Origin of the sequence: Candidatus Marithrix sp. Canyon 246, assembly GCF_001723685.1 — a bacterium.
In the GTDB taxonomy this organism is placed as follows: Bacteria; Pseudomonadota; Gammaproteobacteria; order Beggiatoales; family Beggiatoaceae; genus Marithrix.
Genome location: NZ_MCBX01000044.1, coordinates 130,430 through 149,968, shown reverse-complemented (window position 1 = coordinate 149,968; position 19,539 = coordinate 130,430). Strand labels below are relative to the sequence as shown.

Here is a 19,539-nt window from a genome sequence, read left to right as displayed (position 1 = left end):
TTTAAAATTGAAAATCAATCTTCAATCGTTCCACCAGCAGCCTCTATTGCAGAGCGTGCGCCTTTTGTGACCGCTAATCCTTTAATGGTTATAGCTTTTGTTAATTTCCCTGAAACAATTACTTTAGCGCGTTTACTAGTTTGTGGAATAATATTGGCGGCTTTTAAATTCACTAAAGTTACTACATCCTCTTTTACTGCTTCAAGTTCATGTAAACACACTTGAGCAGTAAATTTGGCTTTTAATGAAACAAAACCAACTTTTGGCAAACGCCTTTGTAATGGCATTTGTCCGCCTTCAAAACCGACTTTATGATAACCACCAGAACGTGAGCGTTGACCTTTATGACCACGTCCACAGGTTTTTCCAAAACCACAGCCAATACCACGTCCAACACGTTTTGCTACTGTTTTAGTACCGGGTGCTGGTTTTAACGTATTCAGATACATGATTAAACTTTTTCCACTTTCAACAAATAGACCACTTTTTGGATCATACCACGTATAGCTGGAGTATCTTCTACTTCAACAGTATGGTGCATTCTTCTTAATCCTAAGCCTGCTACACATGCCTTATGATCTGGTTTGCGTCTATTCACACTGCCTACTTGCGTTACTCTTAGCATCTTTTTCATAATTCTTCAATACTTTTACCACGTTTAGCAGCTATAGACTCAGGACTAGCCATATTCTTTAAGCCATTAAACATCGCAAGTACAACATTTTTATGATTGGAACTACCAATAGTTTTTGCTAATACATCACGTACACCTAAAACATCAAAAACTGCACGCATTGCACCACCAGCAATGATTCCTGTACCTTCAGAAGCTGGTTGCATATAAACCTTAGCCGCCCCATGTTCAGCTACAATAGGATATTGTAACGTTGTTCCTTTTAAAGGAACATTAAGCATATTCTTACGCGCACTATCCATTGCTTTTTGAATTGCTATTGGCACTTCACGAGCTTTACCATAACCAAAGCCAACTTTTCCTTTGCCATCTCCAACAACTGTTAAAGCAGTAAAGCTAAAGATACGTCCACCTTTTACCACTTTAGCAACACGATTGACAGAAACTAATTTTTCTAATAAATCATCACTTTTATTACGTGAATTATCGTAATTTGCCATATTAAAAATTTAATCCTTGTTTACGTGCAGCATCTGCTAATGCTTTGATACGACCATGATATTGAAATCCAGAACGATCAAAAGCTACTTTAGTAATATTCAGTGATTTAGCACGTTGACCAATCATAGAGCCAATTAAAGTAGCTGCTTCTACATTACCACCATTATTATGATCTTTTTTAAATTCTTTATCTAAGCTAGATGCACTAGCTAGAACTTCAGAACCATTTGGTGCAATTAGTTGTGCATAAATATGACGTGGAGTCTTATTTATACATAAACGTGTTTCACCTAATCTTTTAATAGTAGCTCTAGTACGTTTGCTACGACGTAAACGACTTATTTTTTTAATCATTTTTTCTTAGCTTCTTTTCTTACTATGACTTCATCAGCATATTTCACACCTTTGCCCTTATAAGGTTCTGGTGGACGAAAAGCACGAATATTAGCAGCAATTTGTCCAACTTGTTGCTTACTAATACCTTTTACAACGAGTTCTGTTTGGCTTGGTGCTTCAATAGTAATACCTTCAGGTATATTAAAATTGATTGGATGAGAAAAACCTAAATTCAGATTTAATACTTTTCCCTGTATTTGAGCGCGATAACCCACACCAACTAATTTTAATTTTTTTTCAAAACCTGCTGTGACTCCCAGCACCATATTATTGACTAATGCTCGTATTGTGCCTGCTAAAGCTTTTGCTGTTTTTACATTATTACGAGCTGCAAATGTCAATACATTATCTACTTGCTTAATTTCAACTTCTTTAGGTAATTGCTGCTCTAAACTGCCTTTTTTACCTTTTACTATAATTACTTGTTCGTCAAGCTTAACTTCAAGACCATTAGGAATTTCAACTGGACTATTAGCAATTCTGGACATTATTTTATATACCTTATCTTAAGAGACCGTACATATAATTTCACCACCATGACCTGCATGACGCGCATTACGATCTGTCATAAGTCCTTTAGAAGTAGAAATAATTGCAATACCTAAACCAGCTAATACTTTAGGTAAATCATCTTTATTTTTGTAAATACGTAAACCCGGTGTACTAACACGTTGAATATTACTTATTACAGGTTTATCTTCATAATACTTTAAGATAATTGTTAAAATAGCTTTTAAATCATTAGAAACACTATAATCTATTATGTAACCTTCTTCTTTTAAAATTTTAGCAATTTCTATTTTGATTTTTGCATTTGGTATTGCTACTTCTTTTTTTGTCACCGCTTGAGCATTACGAATGCGCGTAAGCATATCGGCAATAGGGTCTGACATACTCATAAATCTATATCCTTACCAACTTGATTTTACCAATCCGGGAATAAACCCTTGCATAGCCGATTCACGCAACTTATTTCTACCTAAACCAAATTTTCTATAAAAGCCATGCGGACGACCAGTGATTCTACAACGATTACGAATACGAGATGGACTAGAATCTCTAGGCAAAGATTGAAACTTTTTTCTTGCCTTTTCATATTCTTCGTCACTAGTATTAACATCCGCTAATATTTTTTTTAATTCAGCACGTTTTTCAGCATATTTTTTTACTAATCGTATGCGTTTAGCTTCTCGATTAATCATGCACATTTTTGCCATTGATTAAAACCTCATTTCTTTAATGGAAAACTAAATGCAGTTAATAATGCACGAGCTTCTTCATTTGTCGGTGCGCTAGTACAAATTGTTATATCCATACCCCTAAGAACATCAATTTTATCATAATCAATTTCAGGGAAAATAATTTGTTCCTTAATACCTAAACTATAGTTACCACGGCCATCAAAAGACTTTGTATTAAAACCACGAAAGTCTCTAATACGCGGAATAGCTATATTAATGAGTCTATCAAGAAACTCATACATACGATCACTACGTAAATTTACCTTACAACCAATCGGCCAATCTTCACGAATTTTAAAATTAGCAATAGATTTACGTGCTTTAGTAACTACAGGTTTTTGACCCGCAATAGCTGTCATATCTGCTACAGCTCGTTCAATTATTTTCTTATCGCCAACTGCTTCACCTAAACCCATGTTTAAGACAATTTGTACAATCTTTGGCACTTGCATAATGCTTTTATAGCCAAATTGTTCCTTTAATTCTGAAACAATTGTCTCACGGTAATATGTTTGTAACCTTGCCATTTATATCTTAATCCGCTATTACTTCGCCATTTGACTTAAAGTAACGCACCTTAGTGCCATCTTCAAGAAATTTAAAACCGACTTTGTCAGCCTTATCGGTAGTTGAGTTAATAAGCGCTACATTGGAAATGTGTATCGGCATTTCTTTATCAAGAATACCACCTTGGGTACCCTTCATAGGATTGCCTTTAGTATGACGCTTAACTAAATTAATATTTTCTACTAAAACGCGATCATTACGACTAAATTGAACTACTTTACCGCGCTTACCTTTGTCTTTGCCCGTGATGATTATAACATCATCACCTTTTCTAATTCTACGCATATTAATATTTAAATCTAAAGAACTTCTGGGGCTAAAGATATAATTCTCATAAAACGCTCACCCCTTAATTCACGGGTTACTGGTCCAAAAATACGAGTACCAATGGGTTGTAACTGAGCATTTAATAATACCGCAGCATTACCATCAAAACGAATTAAGGAACCATCAGAACGTCTAACACCTTTTCTGGTTCTAACTACTACGGCGTTATAAACTTCACCTTTTTTTACTTTACTACGTGGCATAGCATCAGAGATACTGACTTTAATTATATCACCAATCCCTGCATAACGACGATGCGATCCACCTAATACTTTGATACATTTAATCCGACGTGCCCCACTATTATCGGCAGCGTCTAACATTGATTGCATTTGTATCATATTTTTTAAACTCCATCTATTTTAAGCAACAGACCCTGTTACAATTTTATGCAAACGCCAAGATTTTGTTTTAGATAAAGGGCGGCATTGTAAAATTTCTACTAGATCGCCTTCCTTACATAATTGCTCTTCATCATGGGCATGTAATTTAGTTGAACGTTTTATATATTTACCATACATACTATGCTTTACTTTTCGTTCAATTAATACAGTAATAGTTTTTTCCATTTTATTACTGACTACACGTCCAGTAAGGGTCCGTATTACTTTTGCTTGATCAGTCATGCAAGGCTACCCTTCTTTTTTTCATTTAATATCGTTTTTACTCTAGCAATATTACGTCGGACGCTTCTTAATTGGGTATGCCTATTTAATTGCTCATTAGCTTTTTGCATACGTAAATTAAATTGCTCTTTCAATAAATCAAGCAGTTCTTTGTTTAAGTCATCACTGCTTTTTTCTCTAAGCTCTTTAGCTGTCATCACATCACCGTCCGACTTACAAAAGTAGTTGATACCGATAATTTTGCTGATGCTAAACGAAATGCTTCACGAGCAATATCTTCAGAAACACCTTCAATTTCATAAAGCATACTACCGGGCTGTACCAAAGCTACCCAATATTCAACACTACCTTTACCTTTACCCATACGGACTTCTAGTGGTTTTTTGCTAATTGGTTTATCTGGGAATAACCGAATCCATAATTTACCACCACGTTTTACATGACGAGTAATAGTACGTCGTGCTGCTTCAATTTGACGTGAAGTAATACGTCCGCGTCCAGTTGCTTTTAACCCAAATTCACCAAAACTAACTTTATTACCACGTTGAGCAAGTCCTCGATTCCGACCTTTTTGCTGTTTTCTAAATTTGGTACGTTTCGGTTGTAACATAATTAACTATTCCTGTTTACCAAGAATTTCACCTTTAAATATCCATACTTTAACACCTATAATGCCATAGGTTGTCTTTGCTTCTGCAACACCATAATCAATATCAGCACGTAAAGTATGTAAAGGTACCCGTCCTTCGCGATACCATTCAGTACGCGCAATTTCAGCACCATTTAAACGACCGCCAACATTAATACGAATGCCTTGAGCACCTAAACGCATGGCGTTACCAACGGCTCTTTTCATAGCACGTCTAAACATTATGCGTCGCTCTAATTGTTGAGCAACATTAACTGCTACTAAATAGGCATCAATTTCAGGTTTACGAATTTCTTCTACACTGATATGTACTGGAATACCCATAAGTTTTGAAACTTGGGTCCGTAACTTATCAATATCTTCACCTTTTTTACCAATCACAATACCCGGGCGAGCAGTATGAATAATAATTTTAGCATTACGTGCTGGTCGTTCAATACGAACTTCACTTACAGAGGCTCGTGCTAATTTCTTTTTGATGAAAGTGCGTACTTGTAAATCTGTATTAAGATAATCAGCATAATCCTTGCTATCAGCATACCATTTAGATGACCAATCTTTAACTATACCTAAACGGATACCAATAGGATGTACTTTTTGTCCCATAATTTTTCTCTTAAGCGTCAGAAACTGTCACTAAAATGTGACTAGTACGTTTTAAAATTCGACTACCCCGTCCTTTAGCACGGGCACGCATACGTTTCATAGTTGGTCCTTCATCAACACAGACACTAGAAACACGCAATTCATCAATATCTGCACCTTCATTATTTTCTGCATTTGCAATCGCAGTATCTAATGTTTTTTTCAATAATACTGCTGCGCGTTTATTACTAAATTTTAAAATATTTAGTGCTCGTTCAACCGGTAATCCGCGAATTTGGTCAGCAACTAACCGACACTTTTGCGGAGAAATACGCACATATTTATGTTTACTTAATACTTCCATATCAATTATTAATTATAATTTAGCGTTTAGATTTTTTATCCGCTTGATGGCCTTTAAAGGTTCGCGTTACTGCAAATTCACCTAATTTATGTCCAACCATATTTTCACTGATAAACACAGGAACATGTAGACGACCATTATGAATAGCGATTGTTAATCCAACCATTTCGGGGAGTACCATTGAACGACGCGACCATGTTTTTATGGGGCGTTTGTTTTTAGTTGCAATAGCTTTCTCCACTTTTTTCAATAAGTGAAGATCAATAAAAGGCCCTTTTTTAATGGAACGTGGCATATTATTTTTTAATCCTTATCGTGAAGACGATCTACGTCTAACAATCATCTTATTAGTACGTTTATTAGTACGAGTTTTTGCACCCTTAGTTGGAAAGCCCCAAGGAGTTACAGGGTGACGACCACCAGAAGTACGTCCTTCACCACCACCATGAGGGTGATCAACCGGGTTCATAGCAACACCACGTACAGTAGGTCTAATACCTCTCCATCTGGAAGCACCAGCTTTACCTAAAGAAATTAGATTATGTTCAGAATTTCCAACTTCACCAATTGTAGCACGACAATCACTTAGAACTTTACGAGTTTCACCAGAACGTAAACGTAATGTTACATATTGACCTTCACGAGCTACTAATTGAGCGTATGTGCCAGCACTTCTAGCTAATTGTGCACCTTTACTAGGTTTTAATTCAATACAATGTACTGTACTACCCATTTGAATATGACGTAAGGGCATACAATTACCAGCTTTTATTGGTACATGAGTACCAGAAATAATTGTATCACCAACATTCAAACCTTTTGGATATATAATATATTTACGTTCACCATCAGCATATAACATTAACGCAATATGAGCACTACGGTTAGGATCATATTCAATATGTTCCACCTTAGCTTCAATTCCATCTTTATTACGTTTAAAATCTATAATTCTATAATGCTGCTTATGTCCACCACCATGATGACGAACAGTGATACGTCCATTATTATTACGTCCACCTGTCTTGGACTTCTTTTCTAACAGAGCTTTATGAGGCTTACCTTTATGTAATAAAGCATTATTTTGCTTTACTACAAAACGTCTGCCTGCTGATGTAGGTTTAGCTTTTACAAGTGCCATAATATTATTTTATCCTTTTAATCACTAACCCTAAAGTTAATATCAAAACCTTCTTGTAAACCTACATAGGCTTTTTTCCAATTAGAACGTTTACCATTAATTTTGCCAAAGACTTTTTTCTTGCCTTTAACACAACTAATTTGTACTTTATTAACTTTAACTTTAAATAATAATTCAACAGCTTGCTTTACTTCATCTTTATTTGCACTTGGTAATACTTTAAATACAAACTGTCTATTACGATCTGCTACCCTTAGAGCTTTTTCAGAAACATGTGGTGCAATTAATACTTGCATTAACCTAGCTTGATTCATGATGCCAATCTTTCCTCTAATTGCTTTAAGGCTGGCACAGTAATTATAATTTTTTCTGAACCCACTAAACTCACGGGATTAACACCTTTTGCATCATTTAAATTTACTTGATGTAGGTTACGTGCCGCTAAAGCAAGATTATCTTCTATATTTTCTGTAATAATTAATAAATTCTTAACATCAAAAGGCTTTAATTTTTCAAGCAGTTTCTTAGTTTTAGGTGTATCAACTGAAAAATTTTCAACAACTATTAAACGAGTCGAACGCGCCAATTCAGATAATATTGAACATAATGCGCTACGATACATTTTTTTATTTAATTTTTGTGCATAATTTTGAGGCTTAGCAGCAAAAGTAACACCACCACTACGCCATAAAGGACTTTTAACAGTACCAGCACGTGCGCGTCCAGTTCCTTTTTGTCGCCAAGGTTTTGCGCCTGTGCCTTGTACATCAGATCTACTTTTCTGGGCGCGTGTACCAGAACGAGCTGCTGCTAAATAAGCAGTGACTGATTGATGAACTAAAGTCTCATTAAATTTCACATCAAACACTGCATCAGACACATTAATAACCCCTGCGTCACTGTGTAGGCTCAATTCCATTATTTCACCTTCTTAACTGCTGGGCGTACAATAACATCTTCACCCGGTGCGCCGGGAACAGCACCCTTAATTAAAATTAAATTTTTCTCAGAATCAACACGCACAACTTCAAGATTCTGGATTGTGCGACGTACATTACCCATATGCCCAGCCATCTTCTTACCTTTAAAAACACGTCCCGGTGTTTGGTTTTGACCAATAGAACCGGCGGCACGATGTGCTAAAGAATTACCGTGAGTTGCATCTTGCATACTAAAGTTATGACGTTTGATTACCCCAGCAAAGCCTTTACCTTTACTAGTACCAGTCACATCTACAAACTGCCCATCGTTGAAAATATCAACTTTAATTTCACTACCCAACTGAAGATCTAAATCTTCATTCTCAATACGAAATTCCCAGAAACCACGTCCAGCTTCAACACCAGCCTTTTTAAATTGTCCACTTGCCGGTTTATTTACACGCTTAGCACGACGACTTCCACAAGTTACTTGAACAGCTTCATAACCATCAGTTTCTTTGGTTTTCAATTGAGTCACACGATTAGGCTGCGCTTCGATAACGGTCACTGGAATAGATAACCCGTCTTCTGTAAATATGCGAGTCATACCACATTTACGACCGATAACTCCAAGAGCCATTTTATAACCTCTTTAATTTAATTTAATTTGTACGTTCACACCTGCTGCTAGATCTAATTTCATTAAAGAATCAACTGTTTTATCAGTTGGATCAATTATATCTAATAAGCGTTTATGAGTGCGAATTTCATATTGATCTCTAGCATCCTTATTAACATGCGGAGAAATCAAAACCGTAAACTTTTCTTTCTTGATAGGCAAAGGTATGGGACCACGAATTTGTGCCCCAGTACGTTTTGCTGTTTCTACAATTTCACGCGCTGATTGATCAATTAACTTATGATCAAAAGCTTTTAAACGTATGCGAATTCTTTGATTTGCCATAATATTACTGATTCTTTTTAATTACTTCATCTGCAATATTTGCAGGAGCTTCGCCATATTTTTCAAACTGCATAGTGTAACTAGCGCGTCCTTGTGAAATAGAACGTACATCAGTTGCATAACCAAACATTTCAGCAAGTGGTACTTCGGCAGTAATTACTTTACCAGTTGGAATATCATCCATACCTTGTAAAATACCGCGACGACGATTAAGATCACCCATAATGTCACCCATATAATCTTCAGGCGTAACAACTTCAACCTTCATTATTGGTTCCATTAAAACTGGCTTAGCTCGCTTAGCACCTTCTTTGAAACATTGTGAACCAGCAATTTTAAAAGCCATTTCACTAGAATCAACTTCATGATATGAACCATCAAAAAGGGTAACTTTGACATCAACTACCGGATAACCAGCAATGACACCATTTTTCATTTGTGCCTGTATGCCTTTATCAACTGCTGGAATATATTCTTTAGGAACTACACCACCAACAATTTCATTGACAAATTCATAACCAGTACCCAAGGTTTGTGGTTCAATTTTTAACCAAACATGACCATATTGACCACGACCACCTGATTGACGTACAAATTTACCTTCTTGTTCAATAGTTGCTTTAATGGTTTCGCGATAGGCAACTTGTGGTGATCCAATATTGGCTTCGACATTAAACTCACGACGCATACGATCAACAATAATATCAAGGTGTAATTCACCCATACCAGATATGATTGTTTGCCCAGATTCTTCATCTGTACGTACTCTGAATGAAGGATCTTCAGCCGCTAGTTTAGATAAAGCGATGCCCATTTTTTCTTGGTCAGCTTTAGTTTTTGGCTCTACTGCAATGGATATTACTGGCTCAGGAAATTCCATTTTTTCTAAGGTAATAACATTATTTTTATCACATAATGTTTCGCCAGTGGTTACGTCTTTTAATCCAACTGCTGCTGCAATATCACCAGCTCTAACTTCCCTAATTTCGTCACGTGAATTGGCGTGCATTTGTAGAATACGCCCAATCCGTTCACGTTTACCTTTTAATGGGTTATAAACTGTATCACCTGAATTTAAAACACCAGAATAAACGCGGAAAAATGTTAGATTACCAACAAAAGGATCAGTAGCTATTTTAAATGCTAAAGCTGCAAAAGGTTCGTCATCACTAGATTTTCTGCTGGATTCGGTTTCATCTTTATCATCTAAAACGCCACGTATGCTAGCAACATCAGTAGGTGCAGGCATAAAGTCAATTACTGCATCCAACATTGCTTGAACGCCTTTATTCTTAAAGGCTGAACCACATATGGTAGGAACAACTTCATTTGCAATAGTACGTTGGCGAATACCTTGACGAATTTCATCTTGAGATAATTCTCCATCTTCAAGATATTTTTCCATCAACTCTTCAGTAGCTTCTGCTGCGGTTTCGACTAACTTTTCGCGCCATTCATCACAAAGATCTTGCATCTCGCTTGAGATTTCACGTTCCTCGAATTTAACACCTAAGTTAGCTTCTTCCCAATAAATGGCTTTCATCTTAACTAGATCGACAAGCCCTTCAAAATTCTCTTCAGCACCAATAGGTATTTGCAATACAACAGGATTAGCTGCTAAACGGTCTTTTAGTTGTCCAACTACTCGTAAAAAATCTGCACCAGCTCTGTCCATTTTATTGACAAAAGCTATACGTGGTACTCCATACTTATTTGCTTGTCGCCAAACTGTTTCTGATTGAGGTTCTACTCCACCGACTGCACAAAAAACTGCACATGCTCCATCTAATACACGTAGTGAGCGTTCTACTTCAATAGTAAAATCAACGTGTCCGGGAGTATCAATAATATTAATTCGATGCTCTGGAAACTGTCCAGCCATACCTTTCCAAAAACAGGTAGTAGCGGCAGATGTAATAGTAATACCACGTTCCTGTTCTTGTTCCATCCAATCCATGGTAGCAGCACCATCATGGACTTCGCCTATTTTATGCGAAACACCTGTGTAATAAAGAACACGTTCAGTGGTTGTGGTTTTGCCCGCATCAATATGGGCCATGATACCAAGATTACGGTAGCGATCAATGGGTGTCTTACGTGCCATATCTAGTTATAATTTAAAGTTTTTATTTGTTACCAGCGGAAATGTGAAAATGCTCTATTTGCTTCCGCCATTCTATGTACATCTTCACGTTTTTTGATAGCGCTGCCTTTGCTTTCAGAAGCATCAAAGATTTCACCTGCTAAACGAAGTGCCATTGTTTTTTCGCTACGTTTACGTGCTGAATCTACTATCCAACGCATTGCTAATGTAGTACGTCGAATTGGACGAACTTCTATAGGTACTTGATAAGTAGAACCACCAACTCGTCTTGATTTTACTTCTACTACTGGGCGTACATTATCTAATGCTTTATTAAAAACTTCTAAGGCTTCAGCATTTGCTTTATCAGCAATTTTATCTAAAGCACCATATACCATACGCTCTGCAACCGCTTTTTTACCGCTGATCATTAATATATTGATAAATTTTGCTAATGTTTCATCTTTATATTTAGGATCTGGTAAAATAACACGTTTAGCGACAACTCTTCTTCTTGGCATATTATAATTTCCAGTATTTTAGGTTAAGACTTAGGTCTTTTAGTTCCATATTTAGAACGACCTTGTCGTCTAGCATTAACTCCAGATGTGTCTAAGGAGCCACGAACTGTGTGATACCGTACACCGGGTAAATCTTTTACACGACCACCGCGAATTAATACGACTGAATGTTCTTGTAAGTTATGCCCTTCACCACCAATATATGTGGTTACTTCCATACTATTGGTCAGTCTTACACGTGCTACTTTACGCATAGCTGAGTTTGGTTTCTTTGGTGTAGTTGTATAAACACGAGTACATACACCACGTTTTTGTGGACATCCATCCAATGCTGGTGTAGTACTTTTGCTTTTTTGAAGCTTGCGTGGTTTACGCACCAACTGGTTGATTGTTGCCATAGTTACTCCAAATAATTCGGGAGATCATTATTTAATTAGTGTAATATATAGATATAAACAAAGATAAGCCGGCATCAATACAGATACCAGCTTTCTTTCATAAAAAAAGCGGGATTCCAAAATTGAAATCCTGCTTATTTGGGATATGGCGCGCCCGGAGAGATTCGAACTCCCGACCGCCTGGTTCGTAGCCAGGTACTCTATCCAGCTGAGCTACGGGCGCGTAATTTTTTGTGGCGGAGAGAGAGGGATTCGAACCCTCGATAGGGGATTAGCCTATACTCCCTTAGCAGGGGAGCGCCTTCAGCCACTCGGCCATCTCTCCACGTGTCTTAGGAATGAGTCTGACTTTTAATAAAACGAATTATACACCTTTTAAATTAAAAATACAATTTTATTTTTTTATAATATATATATAATATAGATTATGTCTGCAAAAACTTTATATGATAAATTGTGGGAATCGCATTTAGTACGTATTGATGATAATGGTACGGCTTTACTTTATATTGATAGCCATTTAATTCATGAGGTAACATCTCCTCAAGCTTTTGAGGGATTACGATTGGCTAATCGTAAGCCTTGGCGAGTTGCTGCGAATTTTGCGGTTCCTGATCATAATGTACCAACAACGGCTCGTGATGGTGGAGTCGAAAGTATAGTTGATCCTATATCACGTTTACAAGTTGAAACTTTAGGCAAAAATTGTTTAGATTATGGTATTACTGAATTGAATATGAATGATCCTCGTCAGGGTATTGTGCATGTTATTGGACCAGAACAAGGTAAAACTTTGCCGGGTATGACGCTTGTGTGTGGTGATTCCCATACTTCAACACATGGTGCTTTTGGAGCTTTGGCGTTTGGAATTGGTACTTCTGAAGTAGAACATGTGTTAGCAACTCAGTGTTTGTTGCAGAAAAAGTCTAAAAATATGCTTATTAGTGTTAATGGGCAAGTTGATAACAATGTTAGTGCTAAGGATATTATTCTTTATATTATTGGTGAAATTGGCACTGCTGGTGGTACTGGTTATGCTATTGAGTTTGGTGGTACGGCTATTGAGGTTTTGTCTATGGAGGGTCGTATGACGGTATGTAATATGGCTATTGAGGCTGGTGCTAGAGCTGGTATGATTGCAGTTGATGATACAACTATTGAATATGTGAATAAATATTCAGATATGGCTAAATCATATTGGCGTAGTTTACATAGTGATGCTGGGGCTAAATTTGATAAGGTGATAAATATTGATGCTAGTCTGATTAAACCTCAAGTTACATGGGGTACTTCTCCAGAAATGGTGGTTGCTGTTGATGCTAAAGTTCCTGATGCTGATGATGAGGGTATGCGTCGCGCTTTGGATTATATGGATCTTAAAAGTGGTATGGCAATTACTGATATTAAGCTTGATAAAATTTTTATTGGTTCTTGTACCAATTCTCGTATTGAAGATTTACGTGCAGCGGCACAGGTGGTTAAGGGTAAAAAGTTGGCAACTAATATTAAGCAGGCTTTGGTGGTACCGGGTTCTGGTTTAATTAAGCTTCAAGCTGAACAAGAGGGTTTAGATAAAGTGTTTATTGATGCTGGTTTTGAGTGGCGTTCTCCGGGTTGTTCTATGTGTTTAGCTATGAATGCTGATCGTTTAGAACCCGGTGAGCGTTGTGCTTCTACTTCTAATCGTAATTTTGAAGGGCGACAGGGAAAAGCTGGTAGAACTCATTTAGTTAGTCCAACAATGGCTGCCGCTGCTGGTATAGCAGGACATTTTGTAACATGCTAACTGGTATATTGTTAGTTAATTTAGGAACGCCTGATGCACCAACGGCTAAGGCTTTACGTCGTTATTTAGCTGAGTTTTTGTGGGATATAAGAGTAACTGAATTACCGCGTGTTTTTTGGTGGTTTGCCTTGCATGGAGTTATTTTACGCATTCGTCCAGCTCGTTCAGCGCGTTTATATGAAAAAGTTTGGACCGAAAATGGTTCTCCCTTATTAAGTATAAGTAAAGTGCAAGCGCAAGCTCTACAAAAAAAACTAGGTGAAGAATTTAAGGTTGTTTTAGCTATGCGTTATGGAAACCCTTCTATTGCTAGTGGTTTAGAAAAGTTGCGTAATGTAGAACGTATTATAGTATTACCTTTATATCCACAATATTCAGGTACTACTGCTGGTTCCAGCTTTGATGCGGTAGCTGATGTTTTGAAAACTTGGCGTGTAGTGCCAGATTTGAGGTTTATTGCAGATTATCATGATAATTCTGCTTATATAAATGCTTTAATAGCACAAATTAAAAGTTATTGGAATCAACATGGAATTCCTGATAAATTATTATTTTCATTTCATGGTATTCCTCAACGGTTTGTAAATGCTGGTGATCCTTATGCAGATCAATGCCATAAAACTGCTAAGTTAGTTGCATTAGGTTTAGATATAGAAAATTGGAATGTGGTGTTTCAGTCACGGTTTGGGCGTGAAAAATGGTTAGAACCTTATGCTGACCATAAGCTAATAACTTTGGCTAAAGATGGAATTAAGCGAGTTGATGTGGTTTGTCCGGGATTTTCAGCAGATTGTTTGGAAACTTTGGATGAGATTAATCGAGAAAATCGTGAGATTTTTTTAGAGGCTGGTGGTGAGGAATTTCATTATATTCCGGCTTTAAATTATAATGATGAACATATTGAAGCTTTGGTAAAAATTCTTAAATAATATAGACCTGACAGGTTTTAAAAACCTGTCAGGTCTTTTAAAGACTTAGAATACGTGTCTAATACCTAAAGTTGCAACATTTTCGTCACGGAAGTTATTATCACTATCTGTTTGACGATAACCTGCATAAACCATAGTACGTTTTCCGAAGTGATATTTACCACCAACAGCCCAACTTAAAGCATCTTCATCAAGAAAGTTACCATTAGCATCTGTCATTCTAGCATTATCATCAATATCTGACATATAACCAGATACCCAACCAGCTACACTGATGTTATTCATTTTAACTTCAAGAGAACCAAGAATGTAGCTACCACCATCTGGATTTTCATCAAATGCACCAATTTCAGCATCTTCATATTGAAGACCAAGTGTTACCATTGGTCCTAATTGATAACTACCACCTAATTTCCAGTTGATTTTTCCTTCATCTTCATTTGTTGCGATTACATTTTTAACATCATCTAACTGGGTATAAGCACCAGATAACCACATTGCAAAATTAGGAGCGGCATATTTGATTTCAACAAGTCCAGCACCATCTAAGTTTGATGAATCATCAACAAAACCTTGTAAGGTAGTAGAAAATCCAGCAAAATTTACACCTACTTCAAGTGCGCCTTGTACGAATCCTTCATTGGTTAAGCCTTGACCATTAGTGGCACTATCTGATGTTACTATAGTACGAGTTGCATCTACAGTCATTCTATGATCACCACTCATACCACCACCGGTACCACGAGTTTGTAATGATGTCCATGCCCAAGGATCAACCATTTCAAATGATGCTTTATAAGCACCAACTAAAGTACCATAACGAACATGAAAAGAAGAAGCTCTTAAACCAACCCATGCTTCTTCACCAATAAAGCTTGATCCAAAATTACCTGAAGTATTAAAAGCACCTGTATAACGTGCTTCAGCGTGTAATCCACTACCTAATTTTTCATCAAAATCAAACATGATATGGTTAGGACCCTCATTCAAAATAGATCCTAAAGAGTCATGAGTGAAATTTTGACGATCATTAGCTGCAAAACTTGTAGCTGGACTGGTAGTTCTATTAATTGTTACACCATTTTGACCATCAGCACCTTCATAACTAATTGCTTCGGCTTGTATGATGCCTGATACTTTAATATCTGCATAGCTTGTCATAGGTGCTACTAATCCAGCAGCACAAGCTAATGTTAGTATTTGTTTATTCATAAAATATATCTCCGTTACTAGATTATTTTGTATTTCTTGGATATGTTTACCAAGTTTTTAAGAATGTTCTATATCTTAAAAAAGATAGATAAATTTACCTTAACTCAACTGACATAAAAATGCAAGACTTTGTAAAGAAAAAACTAATATCCTTTACATATCATTGTTGTATTTTTATCACATATAATTATTTGCGTTGCCATGTTCCTTGATTATCTTGGTATCTCCATCCTTGTGATGCCCGTTGAATCCAACGTGATGCAAATATAGTGCGAATATTTTCTACCCATTCAGGATGACCATTTATTAATGCAATTTCAGCATATAGTTGCAGACGATCTTTATTTTCTGCTTTTACTAGTTGATTAACATGATTACGTTTTTTTAGAGCTACTTTCATAGGGCTACGCAACATAATAAAGGCATTATTTGTGATACCAATTGCACCATTATTATAATATTTCTTTAATTTTTTATGTCGTGCAGTCATTTTTCTTTGTAATGCAGTAGAGGTGGGGCTTGATATTTCTAAATTAATATCATTATAATTATTAGATGAGTTTGTTGTTTTATCATTCCAAACTTTGTTAATAATTTGATCAGCGGCTTGTTCAGCAGCCGCTGCTGGAAAATATACATTAATAGTTACGCAAGATATTAATAATCCTAATGATAATAATGATATATATCTAATATAAAAGATCATAAATTGTCCTTATTAGGTTTTAATGTAATGAGGTATTGCTGATAGATTTAATACGATTCAATAATTGATTCCAGTCAACTGATTTATTATAACCAATGACATCAAGACGTGGTAATCGCCCGCCTTGAACAATGTAATAACCTTTTTTTGTTGCACCAACACCACTCATGTGACAAATACCTTTTCTTAAACGGCAACCCCATCCTAAACGTTTATAGTAAAAATTTTCAAAAACTTTTAAGATGCTATTTGAAAATATATTTACTGCTAGATTGCCGCTTAAGTTAGATAAATTTTGAATTGCTTTTTGGCTAATTCGATGTCGAATAGCATCATCTAATGGGTTTGCGAAATGTGCATCAAATGATACAGGTTGCCAATCAATTAAATGTAGTTTACGTACATAACCTGATAATTGTCCTTGAATTTCGCCAAATTCAGTTATATTTGTTAAGGTTTTAAGGTTTAATTTATTAATTTTAATATTAGCTTTTAATTCTGGTATATTATTAAGGAGATTGTTAATGCTTAGATGATGCGCAATAATTTCACCATCAAAGATGCGCATTTTTAATCTGCCACCAATATTTATTGCTTGATTGCGGTAATTCAGCCAAGGAATTTTACCAGAGATATTGCCGTTTAATTTTGGAATATCTAAAGCTGTGCTGATTTTTGATAATGAAATAGGTTTTATTTCTCCACGTAATTGCCCATTCATATTTTCCATGCCAATATTGTTAAGATGAAATTGTTGAATTTTTATGGCTCCATCAAAAATAGGTTGATAAAAAGGGGCTAATAATTTGATTTTATTTTTGATTAAACTGGCACGTAATTGACTTCTGCCAAGTTTTATTGATGATGCAATGTATGCGTTTGACCAATGTAGATGACTTGCATATCCTTGTGAATTACTATGCCATTGCAGTTTTCCATGTAATTTATTTATACCAAAGCGTTTTTTTTGATCTTCTACATTGATGTTATATAATTTTATAAGCGCGTGGCGTTTATTTGATTGCCAGTTTAGTTGTGCTTTGATCATTCCTTGAAGTTTTAATTGGTTAAAAATACTATCTTCTTCTAACATTGCTTGAATATAATTGTCATATAACTTTTTGATGTAAGTTGGTTTCAGTTTTATTGATAATCTTTCTATTGCAAATTTATCTTCTAGTTTGAAATAGGCATTAGTTTGTAAATCTAATATATTTTTTTGAGTAAGGTGAAGATTATGGATGTTTAATTTTTTTGGCTGCAAACTTAAATCTATTGCCATATTCAGCGGTTGTTTATTTATATTCAGATATATTGGATCTATGTATATTTCACCTTTATTTAATCTAATTAAACCTTGTATTTTAACTTTGTTGCCTTGTTGTAATTTAGTATTTAAGTTGATTGTTAAATTGCTACGCCCTGCCATAGTGAAGTCTGATGGTAAGTCAATGAATTTCTTTATGATGTTTAATAATTGGGTTAATTCAATATTATGAATATTCAATTTGGTTTGCCAATTATTATTTATTGATTTTACTTGTATATTGATTTTTCCATCTGCTATAGCTAGTTGTTCTATATTAAATTTTAGTTGTTGCGTTTTTAGATGGTAACTAAATGATAATTTAATTATGGGTTTGTCTATTAAGTCGGAGCTTATGTGTAAGTATCCATTGGAGCAATTTATTAGTTGGGTTGTGTATTGCAGATTTTTACATTCTAATTTTATATTTTTAAAATCTTGTTGTGAAACATTTAGTTCCGCGATTTTAAATTTTAAATGTAAATTTTCAAAGGCAAATAGAGATGTGTTGAGATAGAAATAAAATAAGAATAGCAACAAGAGTTTCATTTGGTTTACTCTGATCAAAGCTGTCTAAATCCATCATTATAACAGATGAATTTAGACATAAATATCATTTTTTAGCCATAATATTTTTTATACCATTCTACAAAATTTCCTATTCCTTCTTCTACTGAGGTTTGTGGTTTAAATCCAACATCTGTTTCTAAATCTGATACATCTGCGTAAGTTGCTGGCACGTCTCCGGGTTGCATTGGTAATAGATTTTTTTTGGCTGTTTTGCCTAATGCTTTTTCTAGGGTTTCAATGTAGTGCATTAGTTCAACTGGGTTGTTGTTACCTATGTTGTATAGTTTGTAGGGGGCTATACTGCTACTAGGATCAGGGGTATCACCTGACCAATTAGGATTTGATTCTGGTGTTTTGTCTAATACTCTAATTACGCCTTCTACAATGTCATCAATATAGGTAAAGTCGCGTCGCATTAATCCTCGGTTATAAACATCAATTGGGGTGCCTTCAATTATGCCTTTTGTGAATTTAAACAATGCCATATCTGGTCTGCCCCACGGTCCATATACGGTAAAAAAGCGTAGTCCTGTTGTGGGAATTTGGTAGAGGTGGGAATATGTGTGTGCCATTAATTCATTGGCTTTTTTGCTGGCTGCATAAAGTGAGATTGGGTGATCTACATTGTTATGCACTGAAAATGGCATGGTGGTATTTAGTCCATATACTGAACTGGATGAGGCATAGACTAGGTGTTTTATATTATTATGACGGCTGCCTTCTAGGATGTTGGTAAATCCAACTATGTTGCTGTCTATATAGGATAGAGGATTTTCTATTGAGTAACGTACACCAGCTTGTGCGGCTAAATTAACTACTTTGTCGATTTTTTTATTTTTAAATAAGTCGGCAACTCCGGTTCTATCTTCTAAGTTCAGTTGTACAAATTCAAAATTATCGTGACTTTCTATTTGGGCTAAACGCGCTTTTTTGAGATTCACATCATAATAGTCGTTGAGGTTGTCAAGCCCAATTACTTGATCTCCTTTTGCTAATAGACGTTTAGATAGTGTTGATCCAATAAATCCTGCGGCACCTGTAACTAAAATTGTTGTCATACTTATATTTACCATTTCAATATTATAAATTCGTATTATAATTGATTCATTATTT

30 protein-coding genes and 2 tRNA genes are annotated in these 19,539 nt (G+C 35.7%); 2 read left to right on the top strand and 30 right to left on the bottom strand.

Annotated elements, in window-relative coordinates; all coding sequences use genetic code 11:
* Positions 1-14: 14 nt before the first annotated feature.
* The 26 genes from rplO to BHU68_RS15790 all read right to left on the bottom strand — a co-directional run bounded on the left by rplO (position 15) and on the right by BHU68_RS15790 (position 12,242).
* Positions 15-449 carry a 50S ribosomal protein L15 gene (gene rplO / locus BHU68_RS15915; RefSeq protein WP_069472268.1) on the bottom strand — a complete coding sequence of 145 codons (435 nt, stop codon included), beginning with the start codon at positions 447-449 and terminating at the stop codon, positions 15-17.
* Positions 450-451: 2 nt separating this feature from the next.
* Positions 452-634, bottom strand: coding sequence for a 50S ribosomal protein L30 (gene rpmD / locus BHU68_RS15910; RefSeq protein ID WP_171899518.1), 183 nt, complete (start codon positions 632-634; stop codon positions 452-454).
* Complete coding sequence (rpsE, locus tag BHU68_RS15905) at positions 631-1,134, bottom strand: 30S ribosomal protein S5 (RefSeq protein WP_069472266.1); 504 nt, start codon at positions 1,132-1,134, stop codon at positions 631-633. The genes rpmD and rpsE overlap by 4 nt, the downstream gene beginning before the upstream one ends.
* A gap of 1 nt (position 1,135) precedes the next feature.
* Positions 1,136-1,489: a 50S ribosomal protein L18 gene (rplR, locus tag BHU68_RS15900; RefSeq protein ID WP_069472265.1), complete on the bottom strand. Its 354-nt coding sequence runs from the start codon at positions 1,487-1,489 to the stop codon at positions 1,136-1,138.
* A complete protein-coding gene (gene rplF / locus BHU68_RS15895; protein WP_069472264.1) occupies positions 1,486-2,019 on the bottom strand; it encodes a 50S ribosomal protein L6 in 534 nt (177 codons plus the stop codon). Before rplF ends, rplR begins: the two co-directional genes overlap by 4 nt.
* A gap of 18 nt (positions 2,020-2,037) precedes the next feature.
* Positions 2,038-2,430, bottom strand: coding sequence for a 30S ribosomal protein S8 (gene rpsH / locus BHU68_RS15890; RefSeq protein ID WP_069472263.1), 393 nt, complete (start codon positions 2,428-2,430; stop codon positions 2,038-2,040).
* Between the two features lie 12 nt (positions 2,431-2,442).
* On the bottom strand, positions 2,443-2,748 hold the full coding sequence (gene rpsN / locus BHU68_RS15885) for a 30S ribosomal protein S14 (RefSeq protein WP_069472262.1): 306 nt from the start codon (positions 2,746-2,748) through the stop codon (positions 2,443-2,445).
* A gap of 11 nt (positions 2,749-2,759) precedes the next feature.
* Complete coding sequence (gene rplE, locus BHU68_RS15880) at positions 2,760-3,299, bottom strand: 50S ribosomal protein L5 (RefSeq protein ID WP_069472261.1); 540 nt, start codon at positions 3,297-3,299, stop codon at positions 2,760-2,762.
* Positions 3,300-3,306: 7 nt separating this feature from the next.
* Positions 3,307-3,624: a 50S ribosomal protein L24 gene (rplX, locus tag BHU68_RS15875; protein WP_069472260.1), complete on the bottom strand. Its 318-nt coding sequence runs from the start codon at positions 3,622-3,624 to the stop codon at positions 3,307-3,309.
* 14 nt (positions 3,625-3,638) lie between these two features.
* Positions 3,639-4,007: a 50S ribosomal protein L14 gene (gene rplN, locus BHU68_RS15870; protein ID WP_069472259.1), complete on the bottom strand. Its 369-nt coding sequence runs from the start codon at positions 4,005-4,007 to the stop codon at positions 3,639-3,641.
* Between the two features lie 21 nt (positions 4,008-4,028).
* Positions 4,029-4,292: a 30S ribosomal protein S17 gene (gene rpsQ, locus BHU68_RS15865; protein ID WP_069472258.1), complete on the bottom strand. Its 264-nt coding sequence runs from the start codon at positions 4,290-4,292 to the stop codon at positions 4,029-4,031.
* Positions 4,289-4,489 (bottom strand): 50S ribosomal protein L29, encoded by a 201-nt coding sequence (gene rpmC, locus BHU68_RS15860; protein ID WP_069472257.1) that lies wholly within the window; start codon positions 4,487-4,489, stop codon positions 4,289-4,291. The genes rpsQ and rpmC overlap by 4 nt, the downstream gene beginning before the upstream one ends.
* Positions 4,489-4,902: a 50S ribosomal protein L16 gene (gene rplP, locus BHU68_RS15855; protein WP_069472256.1), complete on the bottom strand. Its 414-nt coding sequence runs from the start codon at positions 4,900-4,902 to the stop codon at positions 4,489-4,491. The genes rpmC and rplP overlap by 1 nt, the downstream gene beginning before the upstream one ends.
* Positions 4,903-4,908: 6 nt before the next feature.
* Positions 4,909-5,547 (bottom strand): 30S ribosomal protein S3, encoded by a 639-nt coding sequence (gene rpsC / locus BHU68_RS15850; protein ID WP_069472255.1) that lies wholly within the window; start codon positions 5,545-5,547, stop codon positions 4,909-4,911.
* A gap of 10 nt (positions 5,548-5,557) precedes the next feature.
* Positions 5,558-5,890, bottom strand: a complete 333-nt coding sequence (gene rplV, locus BHU68_RS15845; RefSeq protein ID WP_069472254.1) for a 50S ribosomal protein L22 — start codon at positions 5,888-5,890, stop codon at positions 5,558-5,560.
* A 19-nt stretch (positions 5,891-5,909) separates the two neighbouring features.
* Positions 5,910-6,185: a 30S ribosomal protein S19 gene (gene rpsS, locus BHU68_RS15840; RefSeq protein WP_069472253.1), complete on the bottom strand. Its 276-nt coding sequence runs from the start codon at positions 6,183-6,185 to the stop codon at positions 5,910-5,912.
* A 15-nt stretch (positions 6,186-6,200) separates the two neighbouring features.
* Positions 6,201-7,031 (bottom strand): 50S ribosomal protein L2, encoded by an 831-nt coding sequence (gene rplB / locus BHU68_RS15835; RefSeq protein ID WP_069472252.1) that lies wholly within the window; start codon positions 7,029-7,031, stop codon positions 6,201-6,203.
* A gap of 17 nt (positions 7,032-7,048) precedes the next feature.
* Positions 7,049-7,345 carry a 50S ribosomal protein L23 gene (gene rplW / locus BHU68_RS15830; protein ID WP_069472251.1) on the bottom strand — a complete coding sequence of 99 codons (297 nt, stop codon included), beginning with the start codon at positions 7,343-7,345 and terminating at the stop codon, positions 7,049-7,051.
* The gene (rplD, locus tag BHU68_RS15825; RefSeq protein ID WP_069472250.1) at positions 7,342-7,950 is read right to left on the bottom strand and encodes a 50S ribosomal protein L4; all 609 of its coding nucleotides are present in this window, start codon (positions 7,948-7,950) and stop codon (positions 7,342-7,344) included. The genes rplW and rplD overlap by 4 nt, the downstream gene beginning before the upstream one ends.
* On the bottom strand, positions 7,950-8,591 hold the full coding sequence (gene rplC / locus BHU68_RS15820; protein WP_069472249.1) for a 50S ribosomal protein L3: 642 nt from the start codon (positions 8,589-8,591) through the stop codon (positions 7,950-7,952). The genes rplD and rplC overlap by 1 nt, the downstream gene beginning before the upstream one ends.
* A 12-nt stretch (positions 8,592-8,603) precedes the next feature.
* A complete protein-coding gene (rpsJ, locus tag BHU68_RS15815) occupies positions 8,604-8,915 on the bottom strand; it encodes a 30S ribosomal protein S10 (RefSeq protein ID WP_069472248.1) in 312 nt (103 codons plus the stop codon).
* A gap of 4 nt (positions 8,916-8,919) precedes the next feature.
* On the bottom strand, positions 8,920-11,019 hold the full coding sequence (gene fusA, locus BHU68_RS15810; protein ID WP_069472247.1) for an elongation factor G: 2,100 nt from the start codon (positions 11,017-11,019) through the stop codon (positions 8,920-8,922).
* A 29-nt stretch (positions 11,020-11,048) separates the two neighbouring features.
* A complete protein-coding gene (gene rpsG / locus BHU68_RS15805) occupies positions 11,049-11,519 on the bottom strand; it encodes a 30S ribosomal protein S7 (RefSeq protein ID WP_069472246.1) in 471 nt (156 codons plus the stop codon).
* Between the two features lie 23 nt (positions 11,520-11,542).
* Positions 11,543-11,917 carry a 30S ribosomal protein S12 gene (rpsL, locus tag BHU68_RS15800; protein ID WP_069472245.1) on the bottom strand — a complete coding sequence of 125 codons (375 nt, stop codon included), beginning with the start codon at positions 11,915-11,917 and terminating at the stop codon, positions 11,543-11,545.
* Between the two features lie 146 nt (positions 11,918-12,063).
* Positions 12,064-12,140, bottom strand: a tRNA-Arg gene (locus tag BHU68_RS15795).
* Between the two features lie 11 nt (positions 12,141-12,151).
* A tRNA-Ser gene (locus BHU68_RS15790) sits at positions 12,152-12,242 on the bottom strand.
* 102 nt (positions 12,243-12,344) lie between these two features.
* Here BHU68_RS15790 and leuC point away from each other — a divergent pair.
* Both leuC and hemH read left to right on the top strand, forming a co-directional pair.
* A complete protein-coding gene (gene leuC / locus BHU68_RS15785) occupies positions 12,345-13,703 on the top strand; it encodes a 3-isopropylmalate dehydratase large subunit (RefSeq protein WP_069472244.1) in 1,359 nt (452 codons plus the stop codon).
* Positions 13,697-14,632: a ferrochelatase gene (gene hemH / locus BHU68_RS15780; protein WP_069472243.1), complete on the top strand. Its 936-nt coding sequence runs from the start codon at positions 13,697-13,699 to the stop codon at positions 14,630-14,632. Before leuC ends, hemH begins: the two co-directional genes overlap by 7 nt.
* 45 nt (positions 14,633-14,677) lie before the next feature.
* Here hemH and BHU68_RS15775 read toward each other — a convergent pair whose 3' ends face one another.
* The 4 genes from BHU68_RS15775 to BHU68_RS15760 all read right to left on the bottom strand — a co-directional run bounded on the left by BHU68_RS15775 (position 14,678) and on the right by BHU68_RS15760 (position 19,484).
* Positions 14,678-15,844 carry a porin gene (locus BHU68_RS15775; protein ID WP_069472242.1) on the bottom strand — a complete coding sequence of 389 codons (1,167 nt, stop codon included), beginning with the start codon at positions 15,842-15,844 and terminating at the stop codon, positions 14,678-14,680.
* Positions 15,845-16,031: 187 nt separating this feature from the next.
* Positions 16,032-16,550 (bottom strand): YdbL family protein, encoded by a 519-nt coding sequence (locus tag BHU68_RS15770; RefSeq protein ID WP_069472241.1) that lies wholly within the window; start codon positions 16,548-16,550, stop codon positions 16,032-16,034.
* 19 nt (positions 16,551-16,569) lie between these two features.
* Positions 16,570-18,405 (bottom strand): hypothetical protein, encoded by a 1,836-nt coding sequence (locus BHU68_RS15765; protein ID WP_069472240.1) that lies wholly within the window; start codon positions 18,403-18,405, stop codon positions 16,570-16,572.
* A gap of 71 nt (positions 18,406-18,476) precedes the next feature.
* Positions 18,477-19,484, bottom strand: a complete 1,008-nt coding sequence (locus BHU68_RS15760) for an NAD-dependent epimerase (protein WP_069472239.1) — start codon at positions 19,482-19,484, stop codon at positions 18,477-18,479.
* Positions 19,485-19,539 lie beyond the last annotated feature (55 nt).

Bases quoted from the DNA above. Each gene is read 5' to 3' on its own strand.
- rplO (WP_069472268.1), bottom strand. From the start codon at position 449: ATGTATCTGAATACGTTAAAACCAGCACCCGGTACTAAAACAGTAGCA.
- rpmD (WP_171899518.1), bottom strand. From the start codon at position 634: ATGAAAAAGATGCTAAGAGTAACGCAAGTAGGCAGTGTGAATAGACGC.
- rpsE (WP_069472266.1), bottom strand. From the start codon at position 1,134: ATGGCAAATTACGATAATTCACGTAATAAAAGTGATGATTTATTAGAA.
- rplR (WP_069472265.1), bottom strand. From the start codon at position 1,489: ATGATTAAAAAAATAAGTCGTTTACGTCGTAGCAAACGTACTAGAGCT.
- rplF (WP_069472264.1), bottom strand. From the start codon at position 2,019: ATGTCCAGAATTGCTAATAGTCCAGTTGAAATTCCTAATGGTCTTGAA.
- rpsH (WP_069472263.1), bottom strand. From the start codon at position 2,430: ATGAGTATGTCAGACCCTATTGCCGATATGCTTACGCGCATTCGTAAT.
- rpsN (WP_069472262.1), bottom strand. From the start codon at position 2,748: ATGGCAAAAATGTGCATGATTAATCGAGAAGCTAAACGCATACGATTA.
- rplE (WP_069472261.1), bottom strand. From the start codon at position 3,299: ATGGCAAGGTTACAAACATATTACCGTGAGACAATTGTTTCAGAATTA.
- rplX (WP_069472260.1), bottom strand. From the start codon at position 3,624: ATGCGTAGAATTAGAAAAGGTGATGATGTTATAATCATCACGGGCAAA.
- rplN (WP_069472259.1), bottom strand. From the start codon at position 4,007: ATGATACAAATGCAATCAATGTTAGACGCTGCCGATAATAGTGGGGCA.
- rpsQ (WP_069472258.1), bottom strand. From the start codon at position 4,292: ATGACTGATCAAGCAAAAGTAATACGGACCCTTACTGGACGTGTAGTC.
- rpmC (WP_069472257.1), bottom strand. From the start codon at position 4,489: ATGACAGCTAAAGAGCTTAGAGAAAAAAGCAGTGATGACTTAAACAAA.
- rplP (WP_069472256.1), bottom strand. From the start codon at position 4,902: ATGTTACAACCGAAACGTACCAAATTTAGAAAACAGCAAAAAGGTCGG.
- rpsC (WP_069472255.1), bottom strand. From the start codon at position 5,547: ATGGGACAAAAAGTACATCCTATTGGTATCCGTTTAGGTATAGTTAAA.
- rplV (WP_069472254.1), bottom strand. From the start codon at position 5,890: ATGGAAGTATTAAGTAAACATAAATATGTGCGTATTTCTCCGCAAAAG.
- rpsS (WP_069472253.1), bottom strand. From the start codon at position 6,185: ATGCCACGTTCCATTAAAAAAGGGCCTTTTATTGATCTTCACTTATTG.
- rplB (WP_069472252.1), bottom strand. From the start codon at position 7,031: ATGGCACTTGTAAAAGCTAAACCTACATCAGCAGGCAGACGTTTTGTA.
- rplW (WP_069472251.1), bottom strand. From the start codon at position 7,345: ATGAATCAAGCTAGGTTAATGCAAGTATTAATTGCACCACATGTTTCT.
- rplD (WP_069472250.1), bottom strand. From the start codon at position 7,950: ATGGAATTGAGCCTACACAGTGACGCAGGGGTTATTAATGTGTCTGAT.
- rplC (WP_069472249.1), bottom strand. From the start codon at position 8,591: ATGGCTCTTGGAGTTATCGGTCGTAAATGTGGTATGACTCGCATATTT.
- rpsJ (WP_069472248.1), bottom strand. From the start codon at position 8,915: ATGGCAAATCAAAGAATTCGCATACGTTTAAAAGCTTTTGATCATAAG.
- fusA (WP_069472247.1), bottom strand. From the start codon at position 11,019: ATGGCACGTAAGACACCCATTGATCGCTACCGTAATCTTGGTATCATG.
- rpsG (WP_069472246.1), bottom strand. From the start codon at position 11,519: ATGCCAAGAAGAAGAGTTGTCGCTAAACGTGTTATTTTACCAGATCCT.
- rpsL (WP_069472245.1), bottom strand. From the start codon at position 11,917: ATGGCAACAATCAACCAGTTGGTGCGTAAACCACGCAAGCTTCAAAAA.
- leuC (WP_069472244.1), top strand. From the start codon at position 12,345: ATGTCTGCAAAAACTTTATATGATAAATTGTGGGAATCGCATTTAGTA.
- hemH (WP_069472243.1), top strand. From the start codon at position 13,697: ATGCTAACTGGTATATTGTTAGTTAATTTAGGAACGCCTGATGCACCA.
- BHU68_RS15775 (WP_069472242.1), bottom strand. From the start codon at position 15,844: ATGAATAAACAAATACTAACATTAGCTTGTGCTGCTGGATTAGTAGCA.
- BHU68_RS15770 (WP_069472241.1), bottom strand. From the start codon at position 16,550: ATGATCTTTTATATTAGATATATATCATTATTATCATTAGGATTATTA.
- BHU68_RS15765 (WP_069472240.1), bottom strand. From the start codon at position 18,405: ATGAAACTCTTGTTGCTATTCTTATTTTATTTCTATCTCAACACATCT.
- BHU68_RS15760 (WP_069472239.1), bottom strand. From the start codon at position 19,484: ATGACAACAATTTTAGTTACAGGTGCCGCAGGATTTATTGGATCAACA.